The organism is Cuniculiplasma divulgatum, assembly GCA_031200235.1.
Taxonomy (GTDB): Archaea; Thermoplasmatota; Thermoplasmata; order Thermoplasmatales; family Thermoplasmataceae; genus UBA509.
Genome location: CP133595.1, coordinates 499,784 through 518,273, shown reverse-complemented (window position 1 = coordinate 518,273; position 18,490 = coordinate 499,784). Strand labels below are relative to the sequence as shown.

16 protein-coding genes and 1 tRNA gene are annotated in these 18,490 nt (G+C 46.3%); 6 read left to right on the top strand and 11 right to left on the bottom strand.

The annotated features are described in order from the left end of the window. Positions 1-78 precede the first annotated feature (78 nt). The 5 genes from RE469_02805 to RE469_02785 are packed head-to-tail and all read right to left on the bottom strand — an operon-like array spanning position 79 to position 7,597. A complete protein-coding gene (locus tag RE469_02805; GenBank protein WMT45133.1) occupies positions 79-2,775 on the bottom strand; it encodes an AAA family ATPase in 2,697 nt (898 codons plus the stop codon). Continuing rightward, complete coding sequence (locus tag RE469_02800) at positions 2,772-3,905, bottom strand: exonuclease SbcCD subunit D (GenBank protein ID WMT45132.1); 1,134 nt, start codon at positions 3,903-3,905, stop codon at positions 2,772-2,774. Before RE469_02800 ends, RE469_02805 begins: the two co-directional genes overlap by 4 nt. Position 3,906: 1 nt before the next feature. Next, on the bottom strand, positions 3,907-5,439 hold the full coding sequence (locus tag RE469_02795) for an ATP-binding protein (protein ID WMT45131.1): 1,533 nt from the start codon (positions 5,437-5,439) through the stop codon (positions 3,907-3,909). Next, on the bottom strand, positions 5,420-6,463 hold the full coding sequence (locus RE469_02790; GenBank protein WMT45130.1) for a DNA double-strand break repair nuclease NurA: 1,044 nt from the start codon (positions 6,461-6,463) through the stop codon (positions 5,420-5,422). The genes RE469_02795 and RE469_02790 overlap by 20 nt, the downstream gene beginning before the upstream one ends. A gap of 48 nt (positions 6,464-6,511) precedes the next feature. Continuing rightward, on the bottom strand, positions 6,512-7,597 hold the full coding sequence (locus RE469_02785; protein ID WMT45129.1) for a site-2 protease family protein: 1,086 nt from the start codon (positions 7,595-7,597) through the stop codon (positions 6,512-6,514). A 310-nt stretch (positions 7,598-7,907) separates the two neighbouring features. Here RE469_02785 and RE469_02780 point away from each other — a divergent pair. Beyond that, positions 7,908-7,980, top strand: a tRNA-Val gene (locus RE469_02780). A 180-nt stretch (positions 7,981-8,160) separates the two neighbouring features. Here the strand turns inward: RE469_02780 and RE469_02775 are convergent. Continuing rightward, positions 8,161-9,090, bottom strand: coding sequence for an IS5 family transposase (locus RE469_02775; protein WMT45128.1), 930 nt, complete (start codon positions 9,088-9,090; stop codon positions 8,161-8,163). Positions 9,091-9,423: 333 nt separating this feature from the next. Between RE469_02775 and RE469_02770 the strand changes: the two genes are divergently transcribed. The 3 genes from RE469_02770 to RE469_02760 are packed head-to-tail and all read left to right on the top strand — an operon-like array spanning position 9,424 to position 10,890. Next, complete coding sequence (locus RE469_02770) at positions 9,424-9,870, top strand: hypothetical protein (GenBank protein WMT45127.1); 447 nt, start codon at positions 9,424-9,426, stop codon at positions 9,868-9,870. Next, positions 9,867-10,169 carry a hypothetical protein gene (locus tag RE469_02765; protein ID WMT45126.1) on the top strand — a complete coding sequence of 101 codons (303 nt, stop codon included), beginning with the start codon at positions 9,867-9,869 and terminating at the stop codon, positions 10,167-10,169. Before RE469_02770 ends, RE469_02765 begins: the two co-directional genes overlap by 4 nt. Position 10,170: 1 nt before the next feature. Beyond that, positions 10,171-10,890: a hypothetical protein gene (locus tag RE469_02760; protein WMT45125.1), complete on the top strand. Its 720-nt coding sequence runs from the start codon at positions 10,171-10,173 to the stop codon at positions 10,888-10,890. A 2-nt stretch (positions 10,891-10,892) separates the two neighbouring features. Here RE469_02760 and RE469_02755 read toward each other — a convergent pair whose 3' ends face one another. Continuing rightward, entirely contained in the window at positions 10,893-12,398 is a 1,506-nt protein-coding gene (locus RE469_02755) for an IS1634 family transposase (protein ID WMT45124.1), read from the bottom strand. A gap of 80 nt (positions 12,399-12,478) precedes the next feature. Between RE469_02755 and RE469_02750 the strand changes: the two genes are divergently transcribed. Then, positions 12,479-13,198: a 7-cyano-7-deazaguanine synthase gene (locus RE469_02750; GenBank protein ID WMT45123.1), complete on the top strand. Its 720-nt coding sequence runs from the start codon at positions 12,479-12,481 to the stop codon at positions 13,196-13,198. Here the strand turns inward: RE469_02750 and RE469_02745 are convergent. The 3 genes from RE469_02745 to RE469_02735 form a co-directional block, all read right to left on the bottom strand. Next, positions 13,195-13,761 (bottom strand): IS630 family transposase, encoded by a 567-nt coding sequence (locus tag RE469_02745; GenBank protein WMT45122.1) that lies wholly within the window; start codon positions 13,759-13,761, stop codon positions 13,195-13,197. The two genes, RE469_02750 and RE469_02745, sit on opposite strands and share 4 nt — an antisense overlap. Beyond that, positions 13,758-14,198 (bottom strand): winged helix-turn-helix domain-containing protein, encoded by a 441-nt coding sequence (locus RE469_02740; GenBank protein WMT45121.1) that lies wholly within the window; start codon positions 14,196-14,198, stop codon positions 13,758-13,760. Before RE469_02740 ends, RE469_02745 begins: the two co-directional genes overlap by 4 nt. A gap of 1,004 nt (positions 14,199-15,202) precedes the next feature. Then, positions 15,203-15,922, bottom strand: a complete 720-nt coding sequence (locus tag RE469_02735; protein ID WMT45120.1) for an asparagine synthase-related protein — start codon at positions 15,920-15,922, stop codon at positions 15,203-15,205. A 49-nt stretch (positions 15,923-15,971) separates the two neighbouring features. Between RE469_02735 and RE469_02730 the strand changes: the two genes are divergently transcribed. Further along, positions 15,972-17,768 carry a PINc/VapC family ATPase gene (locus tag RE469_02730; protein WMT45119.1) on the top strand — a complete coding sequence of 599 codons (1,797 nt, stop codon included), beginning with the start codon at positions 15,972-15,974 and terminating at the stop codon, positions 17,766-17,768. Positions 17,769-17,783: 15 nt separating this feature from the next. On the opposite strand, the gene RE469_02725 is transcribed toward RE469_02730, so the two are convergent. Next, positions 17,784-18,467, bottom strand: coding sequence for a hypothetical protein (locus RE469_02725; protein ID WMT45118.1), 684 nt, complete (start codon positions 18,465-18,467; stop codon positions 17,784-17,786). Positions 18,468-18,490: the final 23 nt, after the last annotated feature.

The following is an 18,490-nucleotide window of genomic DNA, read 5'->3' as shown; positions in this document are numbered from 1 at the left end:
GCAGGAAATATATTTAAGTATTTCTCTGTGAGCATCGCCAGCGTGGTTTCGCTTCCGGGATACTGCTAATCACCGGGATCATTCAGCCGGCTGCACAATGGAGCTGCCTTTCTGCTTGGTCACCTCGAATACGTTGTTGGAGACTGACCTGAGTTCTGAATGGTGCGATACTATGATCATCTGCGGGATGGGGTTCTCCTCACCGTTGAATGTATACTGCAGTATATCGGTCAGATTCTGTCTCCTGTCCTCATCAAGGAACACAGTGGGCTCGTCCATGACCATTGTCTTTATGCTGTCGTTCACGTACTTCACAATGGCAAGCCTGAGGGCAATGGCAAGAGCTGTGCGCTCTCCTCCGCTGAGCATGTCAACGCTCTCCATATTGCCGTTCTGCGATACCTGTATTCCCATATCCTCCTCCACCCTGACATCATCAAAGTTGAGGTTGAAAGCCAGGGAATATTCCCTCATCATGTTGGTTATGAACACTGCGGAGTCCTTCCTTATGGTTTTCTGGATTCCATCCCGATCAAAACAGTACCGGACCTTATCCATTGAGGAAATGGCGCTCCTGATCTTCTCCAGTTTGGCCACACGTTCTGCGGAGACCTTTTCATCCTCCCGGAGCATACTGAGCGATTTCTCAAGGGTCTCAATCTTGCCCCTGATGATGGAAACCTCCGTCATATGATCATCCATTTCTTTGCGAGCTGTATTATAGGCATCCTGTGCTCTGATGTGATCATTCTCTGCCTCCGGGCGTGATTTCAGGAGGTCCTGCAACCTGGATATATCGGCATCAATGGATGACATCTGTGATTTCTTTGCACTTATATCCGCATCCAGGCTGGTTAGCTTCTCCCTGATACCAATGGCATCCTGCTGTGCCCTGATGCTTGCCGCCAGCCTGTTCCCGGTTTCGGCATCCGGCGAGAATCCCAGGGTGGAGATAATGGCCTCAAGATCTGCGGACATTCCTGAATTATCAGCATCAAGCGCAGACTTTCTTGCCTCCAGTTCTGCCCTGCCTGAATTCTGTATGGAGTACATCAGCGAATTATGCCTGTCTTCCTGTTCCTTCAGGTCCTTCAGCTTCTGTTTCACCTGACTGTAGGTATCCTGAATGCCTGTGTATTCCTCATGCTCCTTCATGTATCTCCTTATGGTTGCCTCAAGGGTCCTGATCTCGCTCTCCTGGGTTGAAAGATCACGCTTCAGGGCAAACAGCTGCGACAGTTCGCTGGAGGACAGTGCGGAAAGCTCTGCTTCAATTCCGGCTTTCCTGGCTTCAAGGTCCTTCTTTTTTGAGGAAAGCTCCTGTATCCTGGTCACCAGTCCGCTATCCTCAATATTGTAGTCCCCCACGATCTTGCTTCTGTGTTCCTCAGTGATTTCCTGCCTGCAAAGTGGGCATACGCTTGAGTGTTTTATCTCCTCTATGCTGTCTTTAATCTTCTTTCTCTGTTCATTGATCTGGCCTACCTGGGCTTTGATCTCCCCCATGCTCACATTCAGGCCGGATCTCTCCGCATCAAGTGTTGCTTTCCTACTGGACAGGGCGGCTTCATCAAGATCACCTTGTATGATTCCGGACAGTCTTTCCTGCAGGGACTTCAAATCATTGCCAATATTTTCCGCTTTCTTCTTTGCCTGGGCAAGGGACCTGAAGGCATACTCGAATTCCCTGTTGGCAGGTTCCAGGGATTTCATCCTTTCCTCAAGGGCCTGGTATTCCTTCTGGATTTTTTCATAATCAGCATGGGCGGGCGCCAGTTTCTTCAGTTCATCTTCGTCACTGGATATCCTTTCAAGGCGACGCATCACATCCTGCAGCACTGTCAGGTTGCTTCCCAGTCGGGCCTGGATATCAAGGTACCGCCTTATGCTTTCCTGGTTGTCAACCAGGGTCTGGTCTATACTGCCTCCCTTTTCGGAAAAATCACGCTTCAGTTTTTCCATTTCGGCGGACTTACGTGACAGCTCACTTTCGAGGCCGGCCTTTTGCTTTTTAAGTTCGTCAAGCCTCCTGGCGGCAGCCTTGAGTTCCGTAACCCTGTCCCTGGCCTCCTGGAGATCAGAGTCGGCTTTCCTCAGTTTCCCTTCAAGGTCTTCACGCCTGGAATCAGCATCCATGATCTGTGCCTCATGTCCTTTGATCTCTTCTGTGGTATCCTGTATCCTCTGCTGCGTGTCGGTAAGCTGCTGTTCCGCATCACGCATGGCCTCCAGCTTGGACTTAAGCTCCTTTCCCCTCTCCTGGATATCCTGCGCAAACTGCTGCAGGAGATTCAGCCCAAGGATATGGCTGAAAGTCTTCTCCCTGACAGCTCTGTTCTCAGAAACAAGGGAGGCGATTTCTCCCTGTTCCACGAAGACAGAGTTGAGGAACAGGTCTTCGCTGATGCCAAGAAGATCCTCCACGGCAGAGTTGACTCCGGTCACGGTGCGGGCCATTTCGGCACTGTTCTTCAGCAGTGTTGCATCCCGCCCCTTTATGCCTGACCTGCCAACGGACATGGTCCTGGTGATCCTGTACTGGTCAGGGCCTACACTGAATTCAAGCGACACCTGGGTCTCAAGCCTGTTCCTTGTGACAAGATCCTGCACTGAGCCGCGTTTTGTGTCACCGAAGAGCGCGAATTTTATCCCGTCAATCAGGCTGCTCTTTCCTGCGCCGTTCTTGCCGGTTATGAGGTTTACGCCCAGATCGAAATTGACGGTGCTGTTCTCATGGGACAGGAAATTCTTCAGTTCAAGTGTATGTATGATCACAGGTCACCGACCCCCAGCTTTTCCATGAGGAATTTCATTGCAGCTTCCCTGTCCGATCTTGCCATACTGTAATACCTGGCGGCAATTCCAGCAAGCTCGGGATCACTGCTGAAATATGCATTTATGTAGTCAGCAATATTCTCCATTCCCGGCCTGGATTCAACTTCCACTTTTTCTGAGATGAATTCGGGAGGCCTGAAAATTATGTTATCATAGGACTTCAGTGTTGATCTGATCCTTTCCTTGTCTGCGTTTCCAACTATTCTGAGGGTGAATACAGGTTTCTTGTTCCCAAACCTTGAGGAGTATTTTTCAATGGCCTTATCTATTTCAGCCTGGTAGTCAACGGGGTTGCTCTCAATGGCGTACTGGAATCTCACAGATTTGAGCTTTCTCCTCTCAACGGTGGCGATGCCGTTTTCCAGGCTGACAAGGTTCACAGACTTGCCGTTCTTTATGAATGCCGGGATCTCCCTTGTGCTCTTGAGCTCCGTTGACCCGGCATAGGAGAACACCGGCCTCCGATCCTGCTTCAGGGCCCAGTCATGGACGTGGCCAAAAGCAAGGTATGAGAAGTTAACAGGAAGATCCTCGGGCCTTGCTTCGCATGCTTCATCATAAAGGTAGCCTGTTATGGCCTGGTGCGAGATCAGGACAGAGTTTGTGCTCCCCTCAGAAATTTCGTCTGCCCTGCGGTACTCTTCAAGGAGTGCATTGCGCCTGAACCCCTTCATATTTGATATGCCGGCAATAAGGACACGGTCGTTCCCAACCTCATGGGTCACACTTTCCACCCCGTCCTTTCCAAGAAGCCTTATTCCAAGGAAGTTGAATATTTCGGCAGCCGGGTAGTCTGTTCTCTTTGGGCGATCGTGATCTCCCATGATGAGGAACATCGGGATCCCGGCCTCCCTCATCCTCAGTGCTGAATCCCGGAATTTGGAAAGTGCATAGTTGCTGGGGCTCCAGGTGTCGAAGAGGTCTCCGGAGTGCACTATGAAATCAACCTTCTCACTTATGGCTATATCCATGGCTTCATCAAAGGAATCGTAGAAATCCTGTTCCCTGTCATCGCTCATGTATATCCTGCTGCCCAGGTGCGTATCCGACATGTGAAGAAACCTGATCATCTCAGTCACCCAGCAGCCTTGAAATCCTCTGCCTCTCTGCCTTTGGATCGTTGCGCCTGTCCCTTTCTTCCCTTGCTTTGCGCAGCATGTCAACCACGTCTATGTCGCCGCCGCCTTCCATGCTCTCCCTCTCCCTGATCCTTACGTTAACCGGGACTTTCACGAACTGGCCCACAAGTATTGCTTCGCCCACATTAAGTGAGGGAAGATCATCTATGACGGCCTGGCTTATTGCTTCTCCACTCTCCAGGATGGCCCGCTGGTCCAGTGGGTTGGTGATCCTCAGGATGATCTCGGAATTGCACTGGCTGAGGACATCCTGATCGATCTTGCCTGGCCTCTGCGTTATGACAACCAGGAATATGCCGAATTTCCTGCCCTCAGATGCAATCTTCTTTATGATCTGGGCTATCTGCGTCTGCGATCCAGGAGGCACGAAGTTGTGTGCCTCCTCAATGAATACAAACACGGGGTACTGGTAGGTTGAGGTGACCTTGGAATCGTAAATCTCATCAAGCACCCGGTATGAGAAGTATCCTGCCAGGAACTGATCCATGCCTGATAGATCAAGGATGGACATCATTCCCGGTGCAAGGTAATCTGACAGACCCGTGGTTCGTTCCGAAAAGATGCTCCTGACCTTGGAGAGGAGCCTTATCCTGCCGGCAATCCTGTGATAATCCTCAGGCTCAAGTGCCTCGGCAGTCTTAACGAAATCATCAAAGTCCCTCCGCCCGTGCATGTTCTTCACGGTGGTTTCCACGGACTTCCTCAGGTTTGTCCATGATTCCTTGATGCCCATTATCTCAGAGATGTCATCCGCCTCAAGATCGGAAAACCTCAGGGTGAACTCGTCAACTATACCCTTCTGCACGGAATCATACCTGCCCGTGCTCAGAGGTGTGCGGAACACCCTTATGGAGCCGTTGTAGAATGATCCTGATCCGGTCCGCCTCATGAGGACATAATCGGCATGGGGGTCCAGCACTATAATGGACGCGCCCTTCCTCAGGAGTTCCTCCATTAGGACGCCTGCAGTATGGCTCTTGCCTGCACCTGTCTGTGCCACGATAGCCACATGCCTGCGCATCCCCCTGACATCAACGGACACATGGACATCCGACCGGTCGGCCAGGTATCCAATGTTCAGCCCCTCTTCGGTGCCGAATCCGAAGATGCCTTCAAGCATGGATGACGGTGCCCGGTAAACCGCTGTCCCAGGCCTGATGAAATCCCTGGAGAGCTCAAGATCATGATTTATGACGGAACCCAGGGTTCGGGCAAGGCACACGTTCACCGCATAGTTCAGATCGCTCTCCACATAACGGGCTACGCTGTTGAAATCCATGCTGTCATTGAGCAGATCGCTCTTGGAAATGGTCCGTTCCACCCTTCCCAGGACGGTCTTGCCGGATGTGGTCACATAAACATATTCCCACTTCCTCACCTGGGCATCCTCAGCAATGACAAATCTGAACATTTCGCTGGTGTTATCGCCCACCACATAACCTATCTCAGATTCTGATTCTTGCACGCCTTTCCCCTCTGGTCTCATAGAAACTGATGCCTATTTCTCTCTCAAATGTTTTCATGTAGATATCCTCCACTTCTTCCTTCCTGAACTTAACCAGCCTGTCTATGTCTGCAAGCCAGAGGTTGTGGACCTTGGAACCGCCATATGCCCAGAAGGCCATGGATATTATGGATCTTGCAAGGCTTCCGGAAGAATCCATTTCCTCGCCGGGGAGCACAAAATCCATCTTGAGTGGTAGGTCCCTTGCATCCGGCAGGATATGGGTCGTATGGTATAGGTACTCCTTTGCAGCATCCCCGTCACCCAGGGTTGATGCCTGCTGTATGGGCCGGGTATATCCGGGCCCGGTTGCCAGGGACTTTATGAGATAATGGTCATTCAGCCCTGAATCCAGTTCCGTCCTGATCTGTTCCTTCATGCCCGCGCCTTTACCTATCTCTCCCAGCAGGAATTTCTTGAAGACCCTTGATTCAGAACTCTTGGCTATGAACACCAGGGGAATCCCAAGTGAATCTGCCCTTTCAATCATTGCTGCAAGTGACTTCACGTAATCATTATGGAATTCAGTGTATCCTTCTGCAAGAAGTCGGCGCCTCTCACGGTTTATCCTTCCGCTTATGGAACCGTCAATCAGCACCATGTCAGGTCTTTCAATTTCAAGCATCCTGAGCACGCTCATGTGCTCAGAATGTTCCATGAGCATGGTAATGAAGCGCTGCAGATCATCCCTGCCAACGTTCATGACCCTGGGCACAAAACTGCTGTAAATGGTCTTCCCAGCTGATGTATATGATCTCACAAGAATTATCTTCTTGCCGTTGTAGAGCTCCCTGACGAATTCGCTGCTGTCGGTGGCCGATATATTCTTGCCGAAGCCATGGGATGGAGGCGGAAGAAAGTTTCTGCGAAATGAATCCGAGTAAAGGTCTCTTCTGGGAGATGATTCAGGCATGATCAGGTCATCCCTGATCCTTTCCCGGTTTTCCCTGAGAAATGATACAAAGTCCCCGTATGTTTCGTTCATCTGCCAATGAAGATATTCAGGGAAGTATTAAATGATTCATGCATCAGGTCAGTGGATGCTGATGGGTATGGGTGTGAAAGTGAGGACGAACATTATGAGTGCAAACACACCCAGCGCTATATCCATGGGCCTGATCTTTGCATAATCGTCAAGTGCAGGAGGATGCGTTAGCCCCAGCAGCACAACAAATATGGCTAGAAGCCACCACCCGTCATATCTGAACCCCAGAATGAAAAGGAAAGCAACGAAGACGTAGTCAACAATTGATGCCTTTCTCCCAAGGAGTCCCCTGACAACATGGCCGCCATCAAGCTGCCCAACAGGGATAAGATTCATGGCTGTGGCAAACATCCCAACCCATACGGCAAGCACCATGGGGAAGACGGGAACATCATGGGGCGTTGCAAAATGGAGTACATGGTAGATTAAGGGGAAATTTATGAAGAAACCTATCCTGTAATCGTGAAGCGGTGGAAATGAGTGTGAGAGAAACGAGGCCACAAAGACCAGAGGAAGTGCAGTCAGGAAACCGAAAATCGGTCCGGCCACGCCTATTTCGGTCATGGCTCTCCTGTTTGGGATTGGATCTCTCAGTGAGATGAAAGCCCCGAATGTGCCTAGAGTCACAGGAAATGGTATGAAGAATGGAAGGGATGCCCTCACCTTGTGGTGGCGGGCTACAATATAATGGCCCGTCTCATGTATTCCAAGAATCAGCATCAGGGGCAGCGAAAAGAAAACAAATCCGTAGAGAACCCTGAGACCAAGGTCCCTTGGATCTGAAACGAAGTTGATGGCGTATATTGAACCAACGTAGATGGTGGACGCCAGGGTCAGGACAAGCATTATGATGTTGACATAGACCCCACGGAATTTCACGTTTGGTCTCCTGGTCACCTCCAGGAAATGCTCTCCATCTTCTGAAAGGAATGGTATATAGCCCTTGGGCACAAGTTCCTTCCTTATCTCATCGAAGGCTCGATCTATGTCAGGGTTGTCGCTGTTGACATAAAGGAATTTAACGTTTACCGGAGTGACCTGTATATCATATGCATTAAGGTACTGCTTTACAGTTGAAACGACGTATTCCAGATCATCGCTTTGCATTTTTGTAAGAGTGCTGCTGTTCTCCATTGGTACTCCTCGGAATGACTTTTCCCCAGTTTAACGGGAGCTAGTCACGTTTCGTAGTTCCGCTGACCCTCTGGGGAATTTTTCGTATGTCGCTGATCGGGAGATCACTGCCAGATGACGCATCAGATGCTAATCCCGAGGCCCATGACTAAACGAATTTTAGTCCCGGGTCGTCATATATGATCACAAATCACATATACTAATTTCCAGGACGTTACACCAATGTGGAACTGGGATAAAAATATTGCAAGTAGAAATTAACACAAAATGTGCAAAGTTATTAATGCGGATTCAATTTTCCCCAGACAGAGGGCTTGTGGTCTAGCGGTTATGACATCGCTCTCACACAGCGAAGGCCGCCGGTTCAAATCCGGCCAAGCCCATTTGAAATATCAATCTACTCTGGAAAATATGTAGTCAACGTTCTCAGTCGTCACCTTTGCTGATGGTTGGGTTCAGCTATCTGGGAACACTTTCAGAATTTTGTCATGTTTTTTCAATAGTAGTCTCGGATGAGTATACGGTTTTTATACATATGGTCGGAGGAAAGTGTGTTGCACAATTCAATAGGCATGTGTCATCTCTCTTAGAACGTTGTAATACTGCACCTTCAGTGCAATCTCCTGAACTATGTAATCAGGCCTGTTGGCCTTGATTACCTCACCCATTGTCCTCTTGAGGCCTGAGAAATATATCTCCACATGCCATCTTTTTCCATAACCAACGGATTCCTTCCATTCTTTTTCCGATGTCCTCCAGATCTTCCTGACTATTTTCGCTCTTGAAGGTGATCCCCTGCTCCTTGTGGATGCATTCTTCCTTGGGGGTATTATTGTATTCTCCCCGAATGTATTGTATATTGACTTTGAATCATAACCCTTGTCTGCAAATATCCTTCTGATCCTTTCTTTTACAGATTTCAGCAGTTCCTTTCCTGCCTTTGCATCATGCACATGATCATCAGTGATGGAAAAGGACATGGCTGACACATCATTTATGGATATGACTGCATGAAGCTTTGACCATCCCCCCCTTGGTTTTTTCCATTTTGATCCAAGATAATCACCCCTGATGGTGATCTTGAAGCCTGTGGAATCAATGGCACAGTCCACAGGCTTTCCCTGAGAATCGGGAATAGCTGGCACAATCTTTCTGATTCTTCGGAATATGCTTGTGTAGCATACTGTTGCAATGCCTGTGATCCTTGCAAATATCCTGGCAATTCCCTCCAGTGATCTGAAGGGAATGCTGTACATTGCCCTGAGTTTTGCAAGGAATGTTATGAATGCATTTGGTGTCCTGTAGGGATGGCCTCTCTTTCCACTGTTGTTATCTGCAAGGAGCAGCTTCCAGTCCATGAGGAATGAAGTATCAAGGAGATCCTCAATCCTGTCCACCAGGGACCTGTTGTACCTGTCATACCTTCTGTCCGAACCGATCCAATATCTTCTTTTGCTTCTATTGCCTGTAGCAGTGATTGGCTTTGGTGTCATACAAACCAATCACCCCCCTGTATTTCATTATACAGGGGAATTATGCAACACACTTCTCATTAAATTATCAACTAATATAGGAACTGCACTGGATTAGCGTTATCTTGTATTTGACTCAATTTCTAACACAATTAGTGCAGGCATAATAACGAAACAACTGAGTGGGGACTTCATAAAGCCCGATCTAAATGGAGAAATTGAACATCTAATCTCAACTTAAAGATATCAACTCAACACTCCCACGGTCAATATTGATACAGGCAAATCTTTTACTATAAATTCTAAATTTATATTTGAAAAATTATTATATGATGGTACAATCTAATTACTTATTTGGGCACAAGAACACAGGGAAATGCAGGCAGTTACAAAGGCAAAAAGGAAACCTCAAAAGAGGTTCATGCGTTACGCGATGCTCTAGAAGCACACTTGGATGCGAAGACTTTGGCTAAAATGGCTGTAAGAACGTTAGCAATATCCAATCCTTACATTGGCGGATTAGTCTTAGCATCTGAGCTTGCCTATTCTGCTTATAAAGGTTTGAAAGTATACACTGAAACTAAAGATTTAAGACAGGCCATGATTTCCTCCGGATTAGAAGCTGCTAAGATTCTTATAAATGATGTTTTGTTACCCGGAGAGGTAAGAACGGCTTCGAATTTAATCGTCCCTGGATTGGTAGCAAAATTTACAGGAGGAAATGCCAACTCAGAAAAAATCATGGATGATACAAAAATAATAAAATCAGCAATTGAAGGGGCTGCAGGTGTATTGACTTGAGAGTAGATTCTGAATTACGAGAATTTATGTTAAAATTCTATGAGAACTTGATTTATGGAATGCTAAAATCCAGCTTTACTACTGATGACAGGGTATCTGATTCTTACTTAAAACTCAGCGATGAGGAGAAGAGAGAGCTAGAAAAAGAACTTGAGAGGAAATCAAAATTTATTGCCAGTGATATAGTTGAAGAACTAATCACGCATGATTTACTCATTGAATCAGAGCCCACAACAACGCAGGCATTAGAGATTGAAAAAATCATTAGAAAAGTAATCTCTGATTACGCGGAAGATTAACATGAAAATAATAGTAACTTCAGTTAACAAATCCGGTGCTGACAAGAAAATTACTATCTCTCCAGAACGTGGAGATATAACATTTGATAGATTCATAGACACTGGAAAACTAAAGTTATTAGGGCAGAATTATGAATTCTTGAGCTTAATTTGTGGAATATTCATCCTTGAAGGACTTTTGAGAGACGGTTCTTATCAGAATTGCGTAATAGACTTAAATTCAAAAATAAGTGTTGATATAGAATTGGAGTATATTAGTCCGCAACAAGAATTACCATTAAAAACTTACTTCACATATCTTCTCTCATTCTCACTAGGCTTATTTCTTGACTTGAATATCAAGTCCGTGGGTAGAAAATGGCAATCCACATTAATAGATACTATAAAGCATGATGGCGCAGTTTGCCTCTTTTCAGGAGGAGCAGATAGTTTTACCGGTATTTTAAGTTCGAAGGCAACTGGAATAGAGACCATTGGGGTATTTGTGTCTCACGCAATGCTTAGGAAGTTAGTGGAGGAAGAGCTTATCCCTTTTATGAATTCAAAGGGGATATCTATAGATATAATAAAAATCCCAAAGGGAAGAAGCAGATTGCAGCAACTGAGAGGTTTTGTTTATACAGCAATAGGGACAATTGTTGCCCATATGCATGGAATGAACAAAGTTATTATTTCTGAAATTGGACCTGTAATGTTTCAACCTATCTTTGCCCTATTTTAACACTACAGTTCAATTGAAAGTTTCTCCAGCAGTGTTTTCTGATCCTTTGTGAGTTCCACAGTACTGTGGGAGCCATTGGCGTAGACAACCTCCTTGATGCCCCTTATGGTTTCCAGAGTCCGGTTGTATGTCAGGCCGCACCTGTATGCAATCATTGCCATGATTGCATACCCGAGAATGGAGAGGAACACCTTCGCCCGTGTACCATCCTCTGTACGTGCATACAGAGGTTCCATGGCGGATTTTGAATGCATGAATGCCTTCTCAACCACATCCTTCCTTCTGTATATCTGCAGGATATCCGCCTCACTGATCTTGGTGTTTGTGAGTAGTATGAAGAATCCCATGCGTGATGTGTGTGACTGTATTGCTCTGTGCTTCAGTGAATATGTGAATGTTGATCCGGTGAATTTAAGCGATATGTACCTTCCCATGCCCCTGACAGATTCCGTGACGGACCGAATCATGTCGTTCCTGCTGCTGAACTTCACAGCCATCATGCCCCTGAGCCTTTTCTCCGCCTCCGAGAGTTTGGAGTAGAAGGATTCTATCCTTTCTGCCTTCCTCTTTGCACTGTAGTACACAATGTAACGCATCTTATTGATCATGAATGATTTGTGGAATATTGTATCCTCACCATACTGCATGTAGTTCCTGGAGCTCTCTATGCCCGAGGACTTCTTCAAGAGATCCGTATATACGGAGAGCGTACCGGGGACTGAAGCGATTATGCCGTGATCCTGGAGTTCCTTCACGTTGGATTCGGAATAGAAACCCCTGTCCATGACAATCATCACTGAACGGATGCCGAAATCCTTCAGTTCCATCACAAGATTGCTGATGGCTGAAACCGACACTATGTTGCCGGGCATGATCCTGTGGTGCACCGGTATTCCGGAATCCCTTGTCACTGCCAGAACAAAGTTGATCTCCCTGTTCTCCCCGTTGGAATGATAGTAATGGCCGTACTCTGCAAGATCATTATCCTTTCCGTAGTATCGTATTGCACTGAGATCATATACTATGCCTGAGGATCCGAACTCCTTCACTATGCGTTTCGATATGGCCTTCTGAAGGACTGCTGCAATATGGGGACTTTCAGAACCGATGAAATCCACCAGATCACGGTTCTCCTTCACTGTGCCATCCCTTATGCCCGTATGCATTTCAATGGAACCGGTGGAACCGAACATGTCCATTGCAGCCAGTACAACGATTCTCCTGGCTGCCTCCCTCATGCTGGTGAAACCGCTTATGGCAGGTATGAAATCATCCATTATTCCGAAATCCTCCGCATATCGGTACATTATGTATGGCGCAGATTCCAGAAGCCTCCTAACCATGATCCGCTTCCTCGGTTCCTGTATCACGGTTTTTCCATCCACGGTAATCTCCTTTCCAAGATACACAGAATCCTGTTTCACTTCCTTAGTTCCCTTTATCCTGTGGTTTGTCACACGGTAAACGTAGATGTTTTTTCCCTTTGGAAGCCTCCGGGTGAATGTCATGTAGTGATAATAACACTACAATCTATAAGAATCTTTTCCTTCACAGACACCTTAAAACAGCTTATTTGAGATAGAATGTAGTGTTAATCAGGGGAAAAGATAGGTTTCAACCGTCTTATGATATCCTTGATGAGGTAACTATTACCACGCATCCTGTCACGCTTGAACTCACAAGAAAGATATTTGGGATATTATACAGAGAAAATTTCGAATATTTAACTCCATTTCGGACATTAACAAAGGCAGAAGCGGTTTCCCATGTTAGCAATTTTGAATTGATAAAGAGGACAAATTCCTGCAGAACCACTAGGTATTCCAACAGTGAATATCCGAATTGCGGGAAATGCCTGGGTTGTATAATTCGCAGAATATCGCTCATAGTCGCCGGTATAGAGGATGGAAAGGCGGACGGATACGCTTGGGATGTTTTCTTGAGAGACGAGAATGAGCCAGTTATGGGACGGGGAGAAGGATGGAAAATAAGGCTAAAATCTTTCTCAGATCTTTATCAGATATTCAACTTCTGTGATACATTCTTGAGAAACTCTTCTAGCGATGTAAGTCTTCCAAAGATAAAAGATTATGAATTGAACAATTTGTTTACGAGGTTTTCCTTGGATGTTATGAGTGCAGCTTATTTGATGTATGATAAGGAAAAAGTGGGAAATAACCCCATTGTTAATAGCTTTTATAACTCACTTAAATCTGATGGAATAATAAATACTGAAATGCTTGAAAAGAGAATTTCAGCAGTGAGGAATAAGGAATTTCACCCAGTTTTTTATTCTACTTTCGTTTAATTTTTTCCTGTTATGGGCGGTAGGGGAAGGTTTGAGCCTCTGATTATATTTCTTAGCCTTTCCGGGTTGCTCTTAAGTTTATTCATGGTGGATATGACAGCATTCTTCAGATCATCCATGCTTTCAGGGCAGAAATTTGGCAGCTCCTGATATTTCAGGGCATTCCAAACGAATTCATCGGGATTCAGCTCGGGAGAATATGCTGGTATACGCCTTGTGATGAGCCGATCATTATGCGTGCCGAGGTATTCCCTGACCTTGCCACTCCTGTGTATCATGATGTTGTCCCAGAATATGTAAAGAAACCCATGTATTTCTGAGAGAAGCTGATCCATAAATGAGAGGATGTCGTCCTCGTTCATGCTACCCCCCTTTATGGCGAAATACAGATCGCCATCCGCAGATACTGCAGAGGATATGGATATCCTGTCCCTCTTCTCCCTCACCCTTATGGCCGGTCTCTTGTCCCTGGGAGACCATGTCCTCCTGACGTTGGGCCTGCTCTGCATTCCGGATTCGTCCTGGAACAGAATGGTCGCATTCTTCTCCTTGGCCTCCTTCACGTATCCGGGATCTTCTCAATGGCAACCGCAACCGGGATCTGTGCTGAATAACCCAAGTTCTTCAGCACTCTCCAGACGTGTGTCGTGTTGTAATCAACATTGAACTCCCTTGATATGACTTCAGATATTCTCTTCAGTGTCCACAGATCAGTATCATAGCCGTATGACCTTGGACCGCCGTCTATTATCTTCTTCAGCTTCTCCTTCTGATCCTTTCTCAACTTGCTCCTGGAACCTGGCTGTTTCCTGTCATGCCAGTCTCCACTCTGTTCCAGTTTGACTGACCAGTTGTACACTGTCTTTCGGTTCACCCCGAGTCTTTTTGATATAACGGACTTCTTCATGCCTTTCTTCAGCATCTCAAAACCCTGTTCCCTTTTCCATTCCCTGATTTCAGATTTATCACGGGATCCGTGCCTGGGCCTCTCGGTAGCCATAATAATTGTGGAAGCAAATTGGATACAAGCATCATTATGGATTATTTGTCGTTATAGGCCTTAATCATTCCAAAGAGCAGTAAACCAAACTCACCCATTTGTTCTAACCTTTCACTAAAGATTATAAGATAGAATCGTAATGAATGGTTCATTTACTACCAAAGTTTGTACGTGACGTAAAAAGCGCTCAGATTCGATTTAAAGAGTTATGGCATGACTACTTTTTAATCTCAAATATTTTCAGTCTTTTCTAGAATTCTGACTTCATGGTGAAGCATTTGGTAACCTGCTTAAGAATCCTTCCAAGAAGGAGCCATTTGAATTCGCTAATAAAGTTTTGAACAGTCTTCGACTCAGAATTAGCAACAAATCAAAATTTCATTTCAGTGTGCCAACGATTTTAAACTCCTTGTTATCTCATCTCTCAATCATTCGTTTGTTCTTGACTGGCCAACATTTTCGACGGAATATATTTAGATGTATACTTGTTCATTGGGTCTTCAGCATTGGATCATCCTCTTAGTTTAGATAGTATCGTCGAAACATAAGGCTACCCCGTAAGCATTGAAAATTGAATAGTCCTCTCTTCCGTTAGACTTTTCACAAAAACCTAGATATTAAAAAAATAACGCATGAAGAGAAGGGGAAGCAATATGGAAGAACGAAAGGGATGTGATACGGCAGGGACTGTCGCATAATTCCTTTAGTGAATTGTCTAGAATTGGGGAAAACAGTACACATACACAACTTTCGGGTCGATATGAGATTATGGAAATTCGTGGAAGTATTGCAAAAGTATATACTAATTTTCAACAAGAATGAATACAGGCGATCAAGTCCACTCTTGGTCATTTTTTGGCTTTGGTTTACATAAACTAAGAAATGCTGACTGTTTATCAAATTTGCTTGTTAATGTAAATAGTTCTCGTATCACTAATGTATTTACTCAGATATCTTGGTTTGACGCTCATGCTAGCTAAAATTTAGCATCGCAATGGAATAACTCACTGTCTGATAAGCTTCTGAATTCCCGACCCGTACTGAGCAGCCTTCTTTGGAATCATTGCCAGATCTACCGGATAGCTAAGACAGACAGCGGCTTGCCTGAGCATGAGTTTATTCATGTTTCCCCTGACATTCTGTTCTCTCTGCATCCCTTCCATAATCCCGAGGATTTCAGGGCTCAGGTAAGGCGTAACAAGCTTCTTCCCCATGGCGCTGGCCAGTCTTTCTTCCCTAGGGAGAGTTGAACTGTAAAGCTTCTTCATATGCCCCTCGTTGGTGAGACCAGGATTATCAATGAATCGCCTGTACCCATAGAACAGTTCGTCGGATCCCTGTCCGGTGACAAGGTATTCTTCGTCTATACTGTCCAGAAGGATGGCAAGAACAACCTCATAGCCCATGTCTGATTCTGAGATTCCTGGATCCGCATCACGTACCATTTCCCTGTACTTTTTAATGTCCAGCCCAGTGGGGTCGATGTGCGTGAACTTGAATCCCAGGCGTTCAGACACCATGGTTGCGTTGGAGAGGTCCCTGGATCCAGGAACGCTTACATTGTAAGGGTGAAGACTGTTTCCAGCGATGAAATTTATGAGTGAACTGTCTATGCCCCCGGAAAAACCAAGGGCTGAATCAGGTGGAATCATGCCAGGAAATGTTTTCCGAATAATTTCTGCAAGCTTCCCGGCAAAAACATCTTCGCATGGGATGGAATCCATTGCCAGCCCTATTCGATCTGATTATATAATTATGAATACTATCGAACCCGTGGATTACGTTCCAGATACTTCAGTGATTATTGATGGCCGATTTACTTCATTTCTTTCCCGGCAGTCGGAATGCAGGGTGATCCTGTCGGAAGCCATGATGTCGGAGGTAGAGCATCAGGCAAATGAAGGAAAGTCAATAGGTTTTGCGGCTTTGGAAGAGCTGAAAAAAATCAGGAAAATGGCCGATGACGGCATAATTTATGTGGAAATACACGGCCGCAGGCCGGCAGACTGGCAGATTAAGCGTGCCAAGAGCGGCGAGATTGATGAGATCATCAGGATGGTGGCATTCGAGAATGATGCGACTCTTGTTACTGGAGACCAGATACAGAGGGACATTGCGCTCATAAAGGGCATCAAGGTTGAATATATTGCCCCTGATACAAGGGAACCGAAAAACATCGAGGAATTCTTTGACGAAGTAACAAGTTCAGTGCACCTTAAGGCTGAAATGGAACCTGTTCTCAAGAGGGGTCCTCCCGGAGAAATCAAGTATGAGAAGCTCCGCTACAAAATAACAAGGGGAGATCTTGAGGAAATAGCCAACCATATCGTGAAGAGAGGCAGGAACGAGGACGATTCATTCATTGAGATGGACGCACGGGGAGCAACCGTCATCCAGCTTCACAACATACGTATAGTCATAACCAGGCCTCCTTTTTCTGATGATCTTGAGATAACTGCTGTGAGACCCATTGTGAAACTCTCCATTGAGGACTACAAATTAAGGCCAGAACTCCTGGAAAGGCTGAAAAACCAGGCAAACGGAGTTCTTGTGGCCGGCGGCCCGGGGGCGGGCAAGAGTACATTTGTTCAGGCACTTGCGGAATACCTCAGTTCACTTGGTAAGGTTGTAAAGACAATGGAGAGGCCGAGGGACCTCCAGGTTTCAAAGGAAATCACTCAGTACACTGGGCTTGAAGGATCCATGGAAAAGACCGGGGACATTCTCCTTCTTGTGAGAGAGGATTATACGGTTTTCGACGAGATGAGAGTGACAAACGATTTTCATGTGTACTCTGATCTCAGGCTGGCAGGCGTGGGCATGATTGGCGTCGTCCACGCCACACGTGGAATAGATGCAATCCAGAGATTCATCGGAAGGATAGAGCTTGGGATGATTCCACAGGTTGTGGACACAATTATATTCATTGAAAGGGGAGCCGTTGCATCGGTCCTGGTGACGCAGTACTCGGTCAAGGTTCCAAGCGGGATGCAGGAGGAGGACCTGGCGCGTCCTGTAATAGAGGTCAGGGATTTCTTCAGTCAAACCACTGTCTTCGAGATTTACACATTCGGGGAGCAGATCGTGGTGGTGCCAGTCCAGAAGGGCCAGGAAAGAGGTTCTTTCTTCAAGCTTGCAGAGGATCGCATAGTCCAGGAGATAAGGCGCATAACAGGCTCGGGACGAGTTGTTGTTAAGATGGTTGGGGAGAACAGGGTCCTTGTGCAGGTGGATGAAGCAAGCATTTCGCGGCTCATAGGCAAGAAGGGCGCAACAATCTCAGAACTGGAGAAGCGCCTCGGTGTGAGAATAGAGGTTGAACCGCTTGAGGAGTCTCAGGAGGAGCAGAGGCAGGAAGCTTACACTGAAATCAAGAACAAGATAATCTACCTGACCGTGGGCGAGCCTAACATGGATGTAAGGTTCTATGTTGACAACATACTTGTACTCCAGGCGAAAAGTTCCAATAAGGGAATTGTCAGGATAAAGATAGCCAGCGATACAGGCGCTGCCCTCTACAACTACATCAAGCAAGGAAAGAAGATATATTTCTCGCCAGCAAGAAAATAAGAAACAGGCCACCCATCAATTTGAAAATCTGGTGGTGGTTGCAGGAGGCAGGTTTCTTGTGGAATAGTAGTACACAAGCAGGAAGAAGCCCGCAAAGAAAGGCAGGAGGAGCAGATCACTTATGACCCTCACCGATTCAATATACCAGAACAGTGAGAATGATAGCAGCAGGGCAGAAACAGCCACCTTCATGTTAGCCTGCTTGACCTTTCTTATCTGGCTCCTCAGTATGTATGCTGCTGCAACTACTGCCACGATGCCTATTACGAGCCCAATAAGGGTTGAATCATAATTCTCAGGGAACAGAGCTACAAGGACAATGGCAGCCTCAAAAGCCTCCACAACTCCCACGGAGAACGCTGTGCTTGCAACGCTCCTACCTGTGTCACCGTGTCCTCCGGGTGGAAAGCCGATGCGCTGGAACTTCATGGATCGCTTTGCGCTTTTCATGAGCCTCTGGCCGAAATATAGCAGGAGAGTTGCAGATGCGATCCTGACGTAGAAAAGCGGGAACAGGGCAATGAAATTTCCTGCAACTGCAGTGGGAATAAGGATTACAATGACACCAAGGGCAACTGCAAAGAAAGGAATGTTTGATCTCGAATCTCCATGCAGTGCAAGAGCCACAGCCGAAGCTTCTGACATCTCAAGAAGCGTTATTCCCAGGGCAGCAAGCAGTATAGCAGGTTCAAGAAACATCTCATCTTGGGATTGGCTGGGAA

Excerpts from the sequence above, each read along its gene's own strand:
- RE469_02755 (WMT45124.1), bottom strand. The coding sequence starts at position 12,398 with ATGACATTCACCCGGAGGCTTCCAAAGGGAAAAAACATCTACGTTTAC.
- RE469_02735 (WMT45120.1), bottom strand. The coding sequence starts at position 15,922 with ATGGATTCCATCCCATGCGAAGATGTTTTTGCCGGGAAGCTTGCAGAA.
- RE469_02725 (WMT45118.1), bottom strand. The coding sequence starts at position 18,467 with ATGTTTCTTGAACCTGCTATACTGCTTGCTGCCCTGGGAATAACGCTT.
- RE469_02790 (WMT45130.1), bottom strand. The coding sequence starts at position 6,463 with ATGAACGAAACATACGGGGACTTTGTATCATTTCTCAGGGAAAACCGG.
- RE469_02785 (WMT45129.1), bottom strand. The coding sequence starts at position 7,597 with ATGGAGAACAGCAGCACTCTTACAAAAATGCAAAGCGATGATCTGGAA.
- RE469_02800 (WMT45132.1), bottom strand. The coding sequence starts at position 3,905 with ATGATCAGGTTTCTTCACATGTCGGATACGCACCTGGGCAGCAGGATA.
- RE469_02760 (WMT45125.1), top strand. The coding sequence starts at position 10,171 with ATGAAAATAATAGTAACTTCAGTTAACAAATCCGGTGCTGACAAGAAA.
- RE469_02775 (WMT45128.1), bottom strand. The coding sequence starts at position 9,090 with ATGACACCAAAGCCAATCACTGCTACAGGCAATAGAAGCAAAAGAAGA.
- RE469_02740 (WMT45121.1), bottom strand. The coding sequence starts at position 14,198 with ATGGCTACCGAGAGGCCCAGGCACGGATCCCGTGATAAATCTGAAATC.